The sequence below is a fragment of the Halovivax sp. genome, from assembly GCA_007119345.1.
GTDB lineage: Archaea > Halobacteriota > Halobacteria > Halobacteriales > Natrialbaceae > Halovivax.
In genome coordinates this window covers 1-13,945 of the sequence record SKPV01000054.1, presented here as the reverse complement: position 1 = coordinate 13,945, position 13,945 = coordinate 1, and the positions used below count along the sequence as shown (strand labels likewise).

The window sequence follows — 13,945 nt, the reverse complement described above, 5'->3', positions numbered from 1 at the left end:
TCCGCCCGCGTCAGGCCGCGTCCTCCTCGTCGGCGTCCGTCGCCGCGCCCATCCCGCCGTCGTAGGCGTCGCGTTGTTCGACTTCCCGGATGCGCTGGTCCACCCGATCCTCGATCGCCGCGAGCTCCGCCTCGACGACGTCCTCGCGGCTCCGGAGGGCCTCGGCGTCCTCCCGGGCGGACCGGAGGACCTCCAGCGCCTCCTCCTCGGGCAGGTCGCGCGCCTCCTCGAGGGCGTCCTCGACGTCCGCGAGCGTGGCGTTCGGCACGAATTTCCCTCCGACCCGCGCCGGCTTCAAGGCTCGCCGGGCCCACGCAGGGCCGAGCGAGCCGCGCCAACCGTCCCGCCGCTCACCCCGACTCCGGCGGATCCCGGCCCGCCAGGTCGCGCGAGGCCGGCCCCTCGATCACCCGTCCGTCCGGGTCGAATCGCGAGCCGTGACAGGGACAGTCCCAGCTCCCCTCGCCGTCGTTCCAGTCGACGACGCAGTAAGCGTGCGTGCAGACGGCCGACACCGCCCGCAGCTCGCCCGACTCGTCCCGGGAGACGGCGATCGGTTTCGGCCCCTCGCGATAGACGCGGCCCTCGCCGGGGTCGATCGTCTCCAGGTCGGGTCCGAGGAGTGTCCGCACCCAGTCGGTCGCGAACTGGCTCGCGGCGTCCAGGTTCTCGGTGACGGCGGAGCCCACGGACGCCTTCGGCGTGAACCGCGTCGGGTCGTACAGCGACGCCGCCGGCGGCTCCTCGCCGTCGATCAGAGCGCCGAGGAGCCGGCCCGCGACGGTCCCGCCGGTCATCCCCCAGCCGCCGAACCCCGTCGCGACGAAGACGCCCTTCGCGCCGGGGCCCCCGGAGCCCACGAACGGCACCCGGTCGGCCGAGGCGTAGTCCTGGGTCGACCACCGGTAGTCGATCGAGCGCACGTCGAACCGCTCGCGGGCCCAGCGGGCCAGCCGGCGATAGCGCTCGACCGTCGAGCCGCCCTGTCCGGTCTTGTGGTTCTCGCCGCCGACGAGAAGAAACGATCCGTCCGCGTCCTCGTGGGCGCGCACCGAGCGGTACGTCCGCGCCCCGTCTGCCGGCCGGTAGTACATCCCCTCGGGTGGCTCCCCCTCGATCCGCACCCCGAGCACGTACGATCGCTTCGGGAACAGCCGGGCGAAGAGTCCGAGGCGGTCGAGGATCGGAAAGCCCGTCGCGAGGACGACGGCGTCGGCGTCGACCCGCCCGCGTCGGGTCTCGACGCGCGGCGATTCGCCCGGCGAGACGTCCGTCACGCGGGTCCCCTCGTGGATCGTCACTCCGTCGCCGTCGGTCAGGTCGTCGGCGAGGGCGTGGAGGTACCGCAGCGGGTGGACGCAGGCCTGGTCCTCGAATCGAACGCCGCACTCCGCGCGATCGAACGGCGGGACGGAGGTGACGAACGACGCGTCCAGCCCCGCCGCCGTCGCCGCGTCGACCTCGCGCTCGATCGCGTCGCGGTCGTCGCCGTAGACGTACGCCGGTCGCCGGCGGAAGCCACTCTCCTCGGCGATCCCGAGGCTCTCGACGCGTTCGGCCACCTCCTCGATCGCCCGCTCGTTCGCCTCGGCGTACCGACGGGCCCGTTCGCGGCCGAACTCCCGGCGCAGGCGGTCGTAGACGAGCCCGTGCTGGCTGGTCACCTTCGCCGTCGACTTCCCCGTGATCCCCGCACCGATCCGGTCGCGCTCGAGGACGATTGCGTCGTAGCCGCGATCCGCGAGGTGGGCGGCAGTCGTGAGCCCGGCGATACCCCCGCCGAGGATCGCGACCTCGGTCGAGGCGTCCCCGTCGAGGGGGTCGTAGCCGTCGCACTCCTCGTCGGTCTCGTGGAGCCACGCGGAGACGTGCGCCCCGGGAAGGCCGCCGTCCGGTACGGGGTCGTCGGTCATGGAACGTCCGCCCTTCCACGGGGACCGGCTAAAAACGGGGGCACGGTTCGAACGCGAGCCGCCGGGGAGGCGTCCGGGTTAGGGCCGCTCGAGCAGCGCCGGCAGTTCGTTCACCGAGTCGATCACCGCGGCCGCGTCCGCCGCCTCGTACTTCCGACGTCCGTCCGCGCCCGTGAGACCGCCGGTGAGCACGCCCACGCCGTGGTAGGCGCGGTCGGGATCCGTTTCGGCGGCGTTGGTCGCCGTCCGCACGTCGTCCAGCGTGTCGCCGACGAAGGCGACGGCGCCCGCGTCGAAGCGTTCCGCGAGCGTCGTCAGCGCTCGCGGGTGCGGTTTACCCTCCTCCCAGTCGTCCATCGTAAAGCGGCCCTCGGCCGGGATCTCGCCGAGGCCGACCCGACCCAGGGCGAGCTCGGCCTCGGCCGCGGGACGGCCCGTGAGGATCCCGACGTCGTAGCGCTCCAGGAGGTGCTCGCGAGTCTCGTCGTCGAGCAGGACCGGTTCGTCGTGGACGTAGCCGCGGAGGGGCTCCGACTCGTCGCCCCCGTCCCCGTCGGGTGCGCCCGCGGTGCCGGAGGCCCCCATCACGTCGCCGGCTGTCGCGTCCTCGCCGGACAGGTCCGGCTCGCCGCCCTCGAGCGACCGGTAGAGGTCCCCGCCGAGGTACAGCTGCTGGAAGACGTCGCGGAGGCGCTCGCGGTCCCAGCGGTCGGTCACGCGCTGGAACTCGCGCGCGCCCAGCGCCTCGCGGACGACGGTCGTAGCCGCGTCGAGGCCGCCGCCCGCCTCCGCGATGGCGTCGGTGTACTCCTCGATCGAGCCGCCGTAGCCCTCGCCGGTCGCGAGCACGTAGAGCGCAGCCGCGTCCGTCAGCTCCCAGTCGTCGTTGAACCCGCCGGCGTCTTTGAACGCCTGGACGTGTGACTTCCGGATCGTCCGCCCGTGGACGCGCTCGACGGACTCGACGATCGCCCGTCGGTAGGAGTCGGCGACGTCCACGAGCACGCCGTCGACGTCGAGCACGACGGCGTCGGCTTCCAGCGTGTCGGTCATGGCGCTCACTCGGTGGCGGGGTGGAAAAAGCCCGCCGGTCGACTCCGGCGCGACCCGTACGACCGCGGTGTCCGCCGACAGTCAGGAAGTAGCGGCGAGATAGTTGGTAACAATTGCTTTCAGGTTTTACCAGCGGTCGAGATCGTCACAGTAGTTGATTAATCCGCAAATTCAGTACTATTTTCCGAAATAACCACCAAATTTAGTGTAAAATCAATTTTCTGTATTGGTTACCTTCTCCGACAGATCGAGAATAGATCTGTCAGCGCACTCGAGGGGGCCCCTCGTCGGCGGACGTCGTCCGTCGAGGGAACGTCGGGGCGTCGGATCCATCACCGACGGCGATTTCAATCGGTCCGTAATTTAGCGAAGGTTGAAAGTAACGAGTGTGGACTGGTCGGCCGCAATGACAGACGATCCGACCGATCGAGTCGAGTTGAACAGGCGGACGTTCGTGGGAGCGACGGGCGCGGGGCTGTTCGGCGCAGCGTTTCAGGGCCGGGCGAGCGCCGACCGCGGAGACGGCGGCGACGGGGACGGCGGAGACGGCGGCGGGAGCGGTTCGGACCGGGACGACGATAATCACTACTCTGTTACGTTGATCACCGGGGAGACGATCCACGTCAGCGAACGCCGCGTCCCGGCCGCCGACGACGATGCTGACGCGCTCCCGGGCAAGTTCGGTGACGAGAAATCGGCGGTGGAACGCACGTACGCCATCGAGGAGGACGGCGGGAGCTTCCACGTCGTCGAGGAGTCGGACGGGACCTACCTCATCCCGCACGGCGTCGATACGGATCGTCTCGACCGCGCGTTCTTCAACGTCGACTACCTCGTCGAGTACGGCTACGACGACGAGGCGCGCGGCGAGCTCCCCGTCGTGGCGACGTTCCCGGACGATCGCGCCGTCTCGGGGTCGGACGCCGACGCCTTCGGTGGCACCGACGCGCGGACGTACGAGTCCGTCAACGCCGTCGCCGCGGAGATCCCGAAGGAACGGCTCCGCGAGCGCGACGATGCGTCCGCCGCGTCCCTCACGCGAGGCCTCGATCGGCTCCACCTCGACAGGACGTACGCGGCCTCGCTCGACGCGTCTGCGCCGCGAATCGGTGCGCCGGGGGCGCGCGAGGTGTTCGACGTCGACGGCGACGGCGTCCGGATCGCCGTCGTCGACACCGGGATCGACGCGGATCACCCCGACTTCGGCGACCGCGTCGTCTACGAGGCGAACTTCTCCGACGACGACTTCGTCCACGACGGAAACGGTCACGGCACGCAGGTCGCGGGCATCGCCGCCGGCGACGGCACCGCCTCCAGGGAGGACGACGACGACGTCGACGCCGAGTACGTGGGCGTCGCGCCGGGAGCGTACCTGATGAACGTGAAGGCGCTCAACTTCGGGGGACTCGGGCGGATGTCGGACGTCATGGCCGCGATCGAGGACGCCGTCGAGAACGGCGCCGACGTCATCAACCTCAGCCTGGGCTCGCCCCCGTTCCCCGACGATCCGACGGACGCCGTGGTCGACTGGGCCCGCGAGCGGGGCGTCATCGTGGTCTCCTCGGCCGGCAACGAGATCGGCGAAGCGGACTTCTTCACCGTCACCTCGCCCGCGACGGCCGCGGGCGCGATCGCCGTCGGGGCCAGCGACGACGACGAGCACGGCAGGTTCACGTCGGCTCGCGGGCCGAGCGAGCACAGCTACCGCCTCAAGCCGGAGGTGAGCGCGCCGGGCGTCGAGATCATCTCCACGGGATCCGAGGACGGGTTCTGGGGGTACCCGTACGCCGACCCGCTGTTCGGAACCGGCACCTCCTTCGCCGCGCCCCACGTCGCCGGGGTGGCCGCGCTGCTGCTCGACCACGACCCCGATATGGGGCCGGACGACGTGCGGAACGTCGTCGTCTCGACTGCCGAGGCCCTCGAGGACCGAGACGTCTACACCCACGGCAGCGGCGAGGTCGACGCGCACGCGGCGCTCGATCGCGAACTCGTCGTCCACGAATCGGTGGTGGATTTCGGGATCGTCCAGGAGGCGACCGAGGAGACGCGGTCGGTGACGGTCGAAAACGTCGCTGACGAGGAGCTGTCGGTGGACGTCTCCGTGACGATGCGGAACGAGCGGGAAGGAGAGGGGAAGGACGAGAACGCGCGGGTCGAACCCGAAGCGTTCGCGATCGCCCCGGAGGAGACGGCGACTGTAGAGCTCACCGTCGACACCGAGGGGACGGTGGGGATGAACGCCGGGCGGATCACCTTCGAGACCGAGGACACGACCTACGCGACCGTCTTCGGGTTCACTCGGGCGATCGACGTCGTCCTCGACAAGACCCTCCACGAGGAGCGCGACTCGGCGCTCGGCGACCTGGCGTGGGCGTGGACCCACGACGGCGACATCAGTCAGGTCGACACCGCGGGGTTCTCCGCGGACGGGATCTACAACTTCCCGATGTTCCGGGAGGAAGCCACGTTCACCGCTTGGTCGGTCGGCCACCTTCCGGGCGACGAGGAGCGGAATCAACCGCTCGACGGCGACGTCGTGACGACGATCGCCTCGGACGTGGCGGTCGACGAGAAACACTCGACGATCGAGCTGGACGAGAACGACACCGCCCTCCGGACGGTCGACACGTCAGACGCCGACGATCAACCGACGTACGAAGCGTTCCACTGCCAGACCACCACGATCGAGCTGTACGGCTTCCCCGAGGAACGCGACTACGTCTCGTACACCGGCACCTGGGACGGTGACTTCAACATCTTCCGGACGTACTTCACGCCGCTCGACGAGGACGACTCCACGAACGTCGCGAACGCCTGGTTGTTCTACCCACGCCACGACCGGGACTACCGCTACGACACCGAGGACGTCTACTGGTTCTACGAACCGACGACGTCGCTTCCGGCGGGCGGCGAGGAGTTTAGCGCGACCGAGAGCGTCGCCAGCGATACGATCGACTGGCGCCGCGACAGGGAGGATCAGCTGATCCGGTTCGCCGGCCACGTGGCCGCGACCGACCAGGAGAACTTCCCCGAAGGATTCAGGGTCGCCTGGCTGCACGTCATGCACCGCGCCCGGCAGCACCAGACGTGGCATCGAACCCCGGAGGTGGCCGAGTACACCGAGTCGTTCCGGGGCGCCTACGATAACGGACGCGTCCGGAACAACTGGTGGGCCAGCCGGAAACGGCCCTACGTGGCGACCGATCCCGGCGACTACGAGTTCGACTACAACCGCTACCCGCTGACCCACGGGTTCCTGCCGGAAGCCGAGCTGGAGATCGGACCCGATCGCATCTACGTCGAACCCTCCATCCTCGACCAGCGGCCGATCCGAATCGGCTACTCGGGGATCGACGAGCATACGGGCGCCTGGTGGGTGACCCACGACGGCGAGACGATCGCCGAGGATCCCGACCCCTGGGACCAGCCCGACGTCGAGGTAACGGACCTCCCGGCCCTCGAGGCCGGGGACGAGGTCGGAATCCACCACCGGACGGCAGACCACACCCGCGACCCCGACGCGAACGTTCGCGCCGACTACGTCGTAACCTACGACCCCGACGGACCGAACCGGCCGCCGTCGCTCGCGAACGTGCACGTGCCGCGACTGTCGAACTACAACCGGATTCCTCCGGGAACGACGACGATCGAAGTACAGGCCGCCCCCGCACAGGAGGACGGGGACGGCTACCCCGAGGGGATCGTCTCGTTCGACGCCTACTACGCCGGCGGCGACGTCGAGACGACCCCGTTCGACGATCCGGAAGGGTGGCACGAGGCCGACGTCACCGACCTCGGCGACGGCAGGTACGCCGTCGACGTCGAGGCCACGACGCCGTCGCTCGACCTCGCGTTCGTCGTCGAGAACGACCACGGGAACGTCCACCGGTCGAACACGCTCGGTGCGCTCCGGACGGGGCTCCCGATCACGGTAAAGGCGAACTCGCTGAACCTCCGGTCGAACCGGAGGGTCGCCGTCGACATCGAGCCGAACGAGGGGTTCGACCCCGCCGCGGACGTCGACCGCGACTCCCTGCGGTTCGGCGCGCCCGTCGCCGTGGACGCCGGGGAGGGCGCGAAACCCGTCCGGTACGACACGCTGGGGGACGGGCGGCTCCGGGTCCACTTCCCCGTCGCCGACACCGGCTACGAGGCGGACGCGGAACCGGCGGTTGCCAAGCTCGCCGGCTCGGTCGACCTGGACCGCGGCGAGACGCTCGCGGGCGCCGACGGGCTGAAGAAGGTCACGGGAACCGGGGACTGAACAGACGGGTCCGCGACCCCCGCGCTCACCGGTCGCACCACCCGAGTCCGTCCGGAGTCGGTGAGCCGGGCGACGGGATTCGCGCCGGCGTGCGTCGGGCGTCGTCGCTCGACTCGATGTCGGTCTCCCGGACGAACCGACGCGGTATCCGTCAGCGGCGCACACCACAGGTCGGAGCTCAGCTCGACGCGGGCGTCGGGGGCAGGCGGGCGGTCTTGAACCAGAACCGTTCGACGGCGTTGACGAGTCGGTCGAACTCGTCCGGACTGTCGGGCTTCGTGAGGTAGGCGTTCGCCGACCGCCGGTAGCAGTCGCGCACGTCCTCCTCGGCGGCCGAGCTCGTGAGTACGAGCACCGGCAGCGTCGCGAGGTCGGGATCCGCGCGGAGCTCCTCGAGGACCTCGAACCCGTCCATCCGGGGGAGGTTCAGATCCAGCAGCAACAGGTCGGGGAACGTCGCTTCCGGCGAATCCGCGAGGTCGTCGAAGAACTCCACCGCCGACGTCCCGTCCGTGAACACCCGGAAGGCGGTTTCTGCGGTCGCGGCGTCCGCGAAGGCCTCCTCGATGAGCCGCACGTCTCCCGGATTGTCCTCTACGAGAACGATGTCTATCGGCTCAGATACCGGCGGATCGGCCACATCGGTGCTCGGGACGCCATCCAATTAGCGTCCGTCCCTAAATGCATTGGCGCTCGCCGGGGTCGACCGACGCACTACCCGTCACCCGCGTGTCGGGTGGACCGGCCGCATCGTCGACTGGTACGCCGGTTCGACCACGTTCGGGGCGCCCCTCAGACCGAGAGCGCTCCGCGGCGAAACCCGCGGTCACCCTCCAGGAGCTCGGCGAGGAGGGGCACGGCTCGGCCGACACCGACCAGACGATCCGTGCCTGTCGGTTCGTCGCCGAGTACCTCGACGGGACGCCGTAGCGACCTCCGGACTGACGACCGACCGGTGCGCCAGATCGAACCTTGCCCGAGTCGGATCGACCCTCGCCCGAGTCGGATCGACCCTCGCCCGAGTCGGATCGAATCTCGCCCGAGTCGATACCTACCCGCGCTTGGCGTCGATCCTCGAGAAGCCCGTCCAGGCGATCACGAGGACCAGGAGGAAGAGCACCCCGACGCCGGCGCGCAGGGCCCACTCCTCGATCCCCGTCGCCTCGGCGCGGATCAGGCCGGCCGCCCATCCGCCGACCACGACGGCGAATCCTGTGGCGACGACGACCATGATCAGGAGCCTGTCGGTCGGAACGTTCATCGCCGGACGGAGGCGGTGCTCCCGGGTAAGCGGTTCGCCTGAAATTGCGACGAGCGTCCGCGGTCCCGACGGCGCCGCCGACCGGCCCTCGCGGTCAGCCATCGACCGGCGGGTGGTCTCGCGAGACGAACAGCGTCTCGCCCGGGAGCCTCACCCGTTCGACCGGGATTTCCGGCTGGTCGGCTCCCAGCGTCGTGAACAGGAAGTCGGCGTCGGCCGCGCGGGCGACCGACAGCACCGGCCGGTGGAGTTCGGGCGGCAGGTTCAGCGCGTAGACGGCGTCCGCGTCGGCGTAGACGGCGAGGTCGGGGTCGACGACGTCGTCCCGGACGAAGCCAACGCCGTCGGGGACCGGCCGCTCGTGGACGTCCGTCGCGGTGACGGCCACCCCGCGGTCGGCGAGGGCGGCCGCGACGTCTGTCCGGCGGCCGATCCCCACCTCCACGACGCGGTCGTACCGTGCCAGTCGGTCGACCGGCGCGCTCGCGGAGTCGTCGGTCCCCTTCACGGCGGGACGTTTATGCTGGGGGCCGCCATAGCCGTTGCCATGCACGTCGACATCGTTCCGGTCGGGAACGTTCCCGCGACGGTCAAGCGGGCGGCCTCATCGGCGTTGCGTTCGGTCTACGACTGCGAGGTGACGATCGGCGACAGCCAGTCGGTGCCCGAGGGCGCCTACGACTCCGGCCGGAATCAGTACAGCGCGGAGAACTTCATCCAGCTGGCCGAGCGGGTCGGCCGCGGGGGTAAGAACATCGCCATCACGCCGCTGGACCTCTTCTACCGCCGGCGAAACTACGTCTTCGGGCTCGCCTACCTCGACGGGAGCGGCAGCGTCGTCTCCACCTACCGGCTGCAGACGACCTCCGACGGCGGCTTCTCGAACAAGAGCGCGAGCGAGATCGTCGAGGATCGGGTCCGCAAGGAGATCGTCCACGAGATCGGCCACACGTACGGGCTCGAACACTGCGACAACAACCGCTGCGTAATGAACTTCTCGCCGACGGTACGGGAAGTCGACATCAAAGAGGAAAACCTCTGCGGGAGCTGTCAGCGCCTGATCGGGTGAGTCGGACCGAGCGACGAGCGGGGCCGTCGTCGGGTCGTAGCGCGCGGGGACGCCGTCGACGACGAACCCGCTGGCCGGAGGGTCAACGACTTATTTCGCGGCGACGTACGAGGCGGCGAAACCGAATGGTCGACGCGCACAGCCTCCACCGATCGCGACGACCCGGCGGCCGACCGGCCGCCGAGCGCGGTCGCCGCCGCGCGGGGCGCCGACTCGACGGGGACCGCACGGGTGATACGCGGTGAGCGAGCGCGACGAGGAGGTGGAATTCGAGATCGAGTCCGACACCGAGAGCCGGTCCGGCAACTCGCGGACCCGCGGACGCTCCGAGGGCACTCTCGCGGACGAGCTCGGCCGGATCGACGTGATGACGACGCCGGACGGCTACGTCGAGGGCCGGATCACCGACCTGTACGAGGTCGACGATCGGACGGTGCGCCTGGTCGCGACGCTCCCGCACGGCCGGTCGGTCCCGTTCGACCTCGAGAAGCCGATCCCGTGGTCGCGGGAGTTCCTGCTCGCGCGTATCGTCGCGGACGTCGGCTACGACGCGGCCTCGATCGAACACGCCGTCGGCGAGCCGGTCTACCTCGCCAGGGCGGACGACGCCGAGCCCGGCGACTGGTCGTGGTGGTCGGCGTCGGCCCGCGACGTCGGGACCGCCGTGCTCTCTCGGGTCGGCGAGCGGTTCGCCCTCGACGTCGATCGCGCTCCCGAGTGGCGCCTGGTCGATCCGGCCGAGCGCGTCGACCGATCCGACCGGGACGCCGGCGTGTCCCTCGAACGATCGAGCGCCGTCGCCGTCGCGCTGTTCGGCAGTCTGACCGCCGTCCTCGGCGCCGCCTACGGCGCCACCGGCGACCTCGCGCTCTCGGCGGCGACCCTCGCGTACGCCGCGCCCGGACTCGCGCTCGTGGCGATCGCGCTGGTCGTGCTCGCCCCCGCCGACTGACCGGCGACCGTGTTCGATCCGAACGGGGTATCGGCCCCGATGGTGTTGGAATTACTCACACCGTGCAGTAATTATTTATCCTACGGCTGCGACGGACGGCGTATGTCGAACGAGATCGAACGGTCCGCGTCGTCGCTCGCGGCGGTCGCCGCCGACGGCGACCTCGATCGGGTCCGCATCGCGGCCGTCGAGGAGGCCGCGAACGACGTCGACGTCGTCCTCGAACTCCCGAGCTGCGACCGGTTCGTACACACGTTCGAAAAGCCGCCCGTCTGGGGCGCCAACTGCGACCTGGAGCGGCTGCTGTCTGCCCTGGATGCCGACCGGGAGCACCTTCGAGGGCTCGTCGACGAGCGCGTCCCCTGCAGACGGCGGGTCGAGTCCGGTTCGCTCGAGGTCGAGATCGACGTCGACGAGCTCGCCGCCGACGACGCCACTCGTGCGCTCACCCCCTCGGACTTCGGCGACCTGGAACTCTGAGCGGTCTCCGGGACGTCCGCGGACGTCGAGCGCTCGACGGTCCGACGGGCCCGGACCGACCAGCCCGGACCGGCCAGCCCGGACCGACCAGCCCGGACCGGCCAGCCTGGACCGCCGCGGCGACCGACTGGGCTGTCGACGGGCGTGACGGTCACCGCAGATCGACCGACTCACCCGACCGTCCCCGCGGCCCCCGCGAACGGGCGTCTCCGCACCGACAGTCGCGTCCCTCGCCGTCCACCGGAGCCGTCGACGTCTCGACGAACTGACCAGCCGGCGGACCTGTAATCCGGCCGCACGTTTAACCCTGCGGACCGCGTAGGAGCGCGTATGGTACGAGACAAACTCACTCTCGCACTGAGTCGAGCACGGTACGCGGCCATCGGCGCGGCCATCGGCGCCGCCGTCGGCGGCCTCTTCAGCAGAAACGCGGCGAGTTCGGGCGCCGCCGCGGGCGCGCTCCTCGGCGCCGCCGTCGGCGAGCGCCGCGTCGGCGCGCAGACCCGCATCCAGGAGCTGCGCTCGCGCGGAGAGGAGGGGCTCGGCGAGTACCTCCCGCAGCGGGCGGAGTGAGCTCTGGAGAGCGATCACATCGAACTGCCCGGCGATCGCTTTACTGCCCGGCGATCGCTTTACTGCCCGGCGACTCCGACCGTCACCGAACGTCGTGAAATGGTACGTCCTCGCGACGGCGGACGCGAACCCGGACGGGCTTACGGCGCGTAGTAGTACTCGCCCTCGCGCTTCTGTTCTCGATCCAGCTGGGACGCTGGCTTGTTGATCCGCGGACGCTTGGTTCGCTCGTCCCGGCGGAACGTGATCTCGAGGTTCGCGAGGAACTCGTTCATGCCGTCGCGCATCGGCTGGGGCGTCCCGGCGCGCCCGCGAACGGCGGGTTCGCCGTCGAAGACCATCAGCCGGTCGGCCAGCAGATCGATCATGTAGATGTCGTGATCGATGACCAGCACGGTGGCGTCCTGCTGTTCGGCGTAGCGGCGGATGGCGCTCGTCGCCTGGACCCGCTGTTCGACGTCGAGGTGGGCGGAGGGCTCGTCCAGCAGGTAGAGGTCCGCCGAATCCGAGAGGCAGGCCGCGATCGCCACTCGCTGGCGCTCGCCGCCCGACAGGTCCGAGAGGTTCTGCTCCATGATCCGCTCTAACTGGAGCGGTCCCGCGATCTCGGTGTTCCAGTAGGACGAGCCGAACTGGTCGGTGATCGACGAGAGGAAGGCGTCGACGCGCACGTGCTGGTCGATGGTGACGTACTGGGGTTTGTAGGAGATCTCGAGGTCCAGGTCGACGTCGCCCGCGTCGCCGTCGACGGTCCCGTCTCGCGGCTCGTCGCCGCTCGATCGTTCCGTCGGGCGCGGCCCGACGCTCGTGGGCTCCAGGTTCCCCGTCAGCAGCTTCGCGAACGTCGACTTCCCGATCCCGTTGGGACCGACGATCCCCAGGACCTCGTTGCGGCGGATCTCGCCGCCCTCGACCGCGAGGGAGAACTCGCCGTCGCCGTAGGACTTGGTGAGGTCGGGGTACTCGACGAGCACGTCCGCCGCGGTCACCTCCCGCGGGGCGTGGGCTTCGAACTCGATCGGGTTCGGACGGATCCGCATGTTCTCGTTCTCCAGGTAGCCCGCGAGGTACTCGTTGATCCCGTTTCGGACGGATTTGGGGGTCGTGATCACGCCGTAGGCGCCGGGTTCACCGTAGGCGACGTGGATCGTGTCCGCGAGCAGATCGAGGACGGCGAGGTCGTGCTCGACGACCAGCATCGAGCGGCCCTCCTCCGCGAGGTCGCGGACGAGGCGGGCGACGGTCACCCGCTGGCCGATGTCGAGGTAGGGCGTGATCTCGTCGAGGAAGTAGAAGTCCGCCTCGCGGGCGAGCGTCGCGGCGATGGCCACCCGCTGGAGCTCCCCGCCGGAGAGGTCGTCGATCGACTGCTCCATGACGGGCTCGAGCGTGAGCCGGTCGACCAACTCGTCCAGGGCGTCGCGCTCGTCGGTTCGGGCCAGCAGTTCGCGGGTGTTGCCGTCGAACCGGTCGGGGATCTGATCGACGTACTGGGGCTTGCGCGCGACCGTCACCTCGCCGTCACGGACCGCGGCGATGTAGTCCTGGAGCTCGGTGCCGCGGTAGGCCTCGAGCACCTCGTCCCAGGTGGCCGGCTCGTCGTACCGGCCGAGGTTGGGTTCCAGTTCGCCCGCGAGGATGCGGACGGCGGTCGTCTTCCCGATCCCGTTCGGGCCCAGGATTCCGGTGACCTTCCCCTCCTGGGGAGCCGGCAAACCGTACAGCGAGAAGGCGTTCTCGCCGTAGCGGTGGGCGGGGTCGTCCTGCAATTCCTGGGGCAGGTTGATGATCTCGATGGCGTCGAAGGGGCACTTCTCGACGCAGATGCCGCAGGTCTCGCCCAGACAGATCTCCTCGGAGATGCGCACCTGGTCGGGCTGGCCCTCGTCGGCCTCCTCGCCCCGCAGCGTGATGCACTCCTTGCCCGTGCGGTTCGGCGGGCAGTAGTTCTTGCACTCGTAGTTACACCGGTCGGGCTGGCAGCGATCCAGGTCGACGACGGCGATGCTGTCGTCCGCCATGTCAGGAGAGGTAGGCCTCGGTCAGCAGGATTCCCCACGTGACGAACCAGAAGGCGAAGATCATGAACGAGATGAAGAGGTAGTGTTTGATCCCGAACTCGTCCTCGCCGTAGAGGCCCGAGACCTTCACGAGGACGTACTGGATCAGAATGGCGATGAGAACGATCGCCAGCCCGACGCCGTCGGTCGCCGCCTCGGGCGTCTGGCCGACCTCCTGATGGGAGATGACCCCGGCGGCGACCCCGAGTAAGGCGCACGACGCGGTCACCCCGATCGAGCGGAGGTGCTCGCGTCGTTCGCTGATCGTCGTGGTCGACATGGGAGGGTGTCGGTGGCGGGTGGTCAAAAGGGGTTCG

At 69.7% G+C, this 13,945-nt stretch carries 13 protein-coding genes; 5 read left to right on the top strand and 8 right to left on the bottom strand.

From position 1 onward, the window contains the following. Positions 1–10: 10 nt before the first annotated feature. The 3 genes from QZT59_RS04245 to QZT59_RS04235 all read right to left on the bottom strand — a co-directional run bounded on the left by QZT59_RS04245 (position 11) and on the right by QZT59_RS04235 (position 2,954). Positions 11–268, bottom strand: coding sequence for a hypothetical protein (locus tag QZT59_RS04245; protein ID WP_290811776.1), 258 nt, complete (start codon positions 266–268; stop codon positions 11–13). 82 nt (positions 269–350) lie between these two features. Then, the gene (locus QZT59_RS04240) at positions 351–1,913 is read right to left on the bottom strand and encodes an FAD-dependent oxidoreductase (RefSeq protein ID WP_290811774.1); all 1,563 of its coding nucleotides are present in this window, start codon (positions 1,911–1,913) and stop codon (positions 351–353) included. A 78-nt stretch (positions 1,914–1,991) separates the two neighbouring features. Next, positions 1,992–2,954: a TIGR01548 family HAD-type hydrolase gene (locus tag QZT59_RS04235; RefSeq protein ID WP_290811782.1), complete on the bottom strand. Its 963-nt coding sequence runs from the start codon at positions 2,952–2,954 to the stop codon at positions 1,992–1,994. A gap of 418 nt (positions 2,955–3,372) precedes the next feature. Between QZT59_RS04235 and QZT59_RS04230 the strand changes: the two genes are divergently transcribed. Then, positions 3,373–7,233 carry a S8 family serine peptidase gene (locus QZT59_RS04230; protein WP_290811770.1) on the top strand — a complete coding sequence of 1,287 codons (3,861 nt, stop codon included), beginning with the start codon at positions 3,373–3,375 and terminating at the stop codon, positions 7,231–7,233. A gap of 178 nt (positions 7,234–7,411) precedes the next feature. Here the strand turns inward: QZT59_RS04230 and QZT59_RS04225 are convergent, their stop codons facing one another. From QZT59_RS04225 to QZT59_RS04215, 3 genes are all read right to left on the bottom strand, one after another. Next, on the bottom strand, positions 7,412–7,846 hold the full coding sequence (locus QZT59_RS04225; RefSeq protein ID WP_290811779.1) for a response regulator: 435 nt from the start codon (positions 7,844–7,846) through the stop codon (positions 7,412–7,414). Positions 7,847–8,284: 438 nt separating this feature from the next. Next, the gene (locus tag QZT59_RS04220) at positions 8,285–8,494 is read right to left on the bottom strand and encodes a hypothetical protein (protein ID WP_290811767.1); all 210 of its coding nucleotides are present in this window, start codon (positions 8,492–8,494) and stop codon (positions 8,285–8,287) included. Between the two features lie 94 nt (positions 8,495–8,588). After that, complete coding sequence (locus QZT59_RS04215; protein ID WP_290811766.1) at positions 8,589–9,002, bottom strand: UPF0146 family protein; 414 nt, start codon at positions 9,000–9,002, stop codon at positions 8,589–8,591. Positions 9,003–9,041: 39 nt separating this feature from the next. Here QZT59_RS04215 and QZT59_RS04210 point away from each other — a divergent pair, with 39 nt between their 5' ends. The 4 genes from QZT59_RS04210 (at position 9,042) to QZT59_RS04195 (ending at position 11,568) form a co-directional block, all read left to right on the top strand. Next, positions 9,042–9,563 (top strand): archaemetzincin family Zn-dependent metalloprotease, encoded by a 522-nt coding sequence (locus QZT59_RS04210; RefSeq protein WP_290811763.1) that lies wholly within the window; start codon positions 9,042–9,044, stop codon positions 9,561–9,563. 241 nt (positions 9,564–9,804) lie between these two features. Beyond that, a complete protein-coding gene (locus tag QZT59_RS04205; RefSeq protein ID WP_290811760.1) occupies positions 9,805–10,515 on the top strand; it encodes a hypothetical protein in 711 nt (236 codons plus the stop codon). Positions 10,516–10,617: 102 nt separating this feature from the next. Beyond that, positions 10,618–10,995 (top strand): hypothetical protein, encoded by a 378-nt coding sequence (locus QZT59_RS04200; protein WP_290811758.1) that lies wholly within the window; start codon positions 10,618–10,620, stop codon positions 10,993–10,995. A gap of 330 nt (positions 10,996–11,325) precedes the next feature. Beyond that, positions 11,326–11,568, top strand: a complete 243-nt coding sequence (locus tag QZT59_RS04195; RefSeq protein ID WP_290811756.1) for a glycine zipper 2TM domain-containing protein — start codon at positions 11,326–11,328, stop codon at positions 11,566–11,568. Between the two features lie 140 nt (positions 11,569–11,708). On the opposite strand, the gene QZT59_RS04190 is transcribed toward QZT59_RS04195, so the two are convergent. Continuing rightward, positions 11,709–13,589, bottom strand: a complete 1,881-nt coding sequence (locus QZT59_RS04190) for a ribosome biogenesis/translation initiation ATPase RLI (RefSeq protein WP_290811753.1) — start codon at positions 13,587–13,589, stop codon at positions 11,709–11,711. A gap of 1 nt (position 13,590) precedes the next feature. Beyond that, a complete protein-coding gene (locus tag QZT59_RS04185) occupies positions 13,591–13,908 on the bottom strand; it encodes a hypothetical protein (protein WP_290811752.1) in 318 nt (105 codons plus the stop codon). Between the last annotated feature and the right edge of the window lie 37 nt (positions 13,909–13,945).

Excerpts from the sequence above, each read along its gene's own strand:
- QZT59_RS04240 (WP_290811774.1), bottom strand. The coding sequence starts at position 1,913 with ATGACCGACGACCCCGTACCGGACGGCGGCCTTCCCGGGGCGCACGTC.
- QZT59_RS04230 (WP_290811770.1), top strand. The coding sequence starts at position 3,373 with ATGACAGACGATCCGACCGATCGAGTCGAGTTGAACAGGCGGACGTTC.
- QZT59_RS04220 (WP_290811767.1), bottom strand. The coding sequence starts at position 8,494 with ATGAACGTTCCGACCGACAGGCTCCTGATCATGGTCGTCGTCGCCACA.
- QZT59_RS04210 (WP_290811763.1), top strand. The coding sequence starts at position 9,042 with ATGCACGTCGACATCGTTCCGGTCGGGAACGTTCCCGCGACGGTCAAG.
- QZT59_RS04200 (WP_290811758.1), top strand. The coding sequence starts at position 10,618 with ATGTCGAACGAGATCGAACGGTCCGCGTCGTCGCTCGCGGCGGTCGCC.
- QZT59_RS04195 (WP_290811756.1), top strand. The coding sequence starts at position 11,326 with ATGGTACGAGACAAACTCACTCTCGCACTGAGTCGAGCACGGTACGCG.
- QZT59_RS04190 (WP_290811753.1), bottom strand. The coding sequence starts at position 13,589 with ATGGCGGACGACAGCATCGCCGTCGTCGACCTGGATCGCTGCCAGCCC.
- QZT59_RS04185 (WP_290811752.1), bottom strand. The coding sequence starts at position 13,908 with ATGTCGACCACGACGATCAGCGAACGACGCGAGCACCTCCGCTCGATC.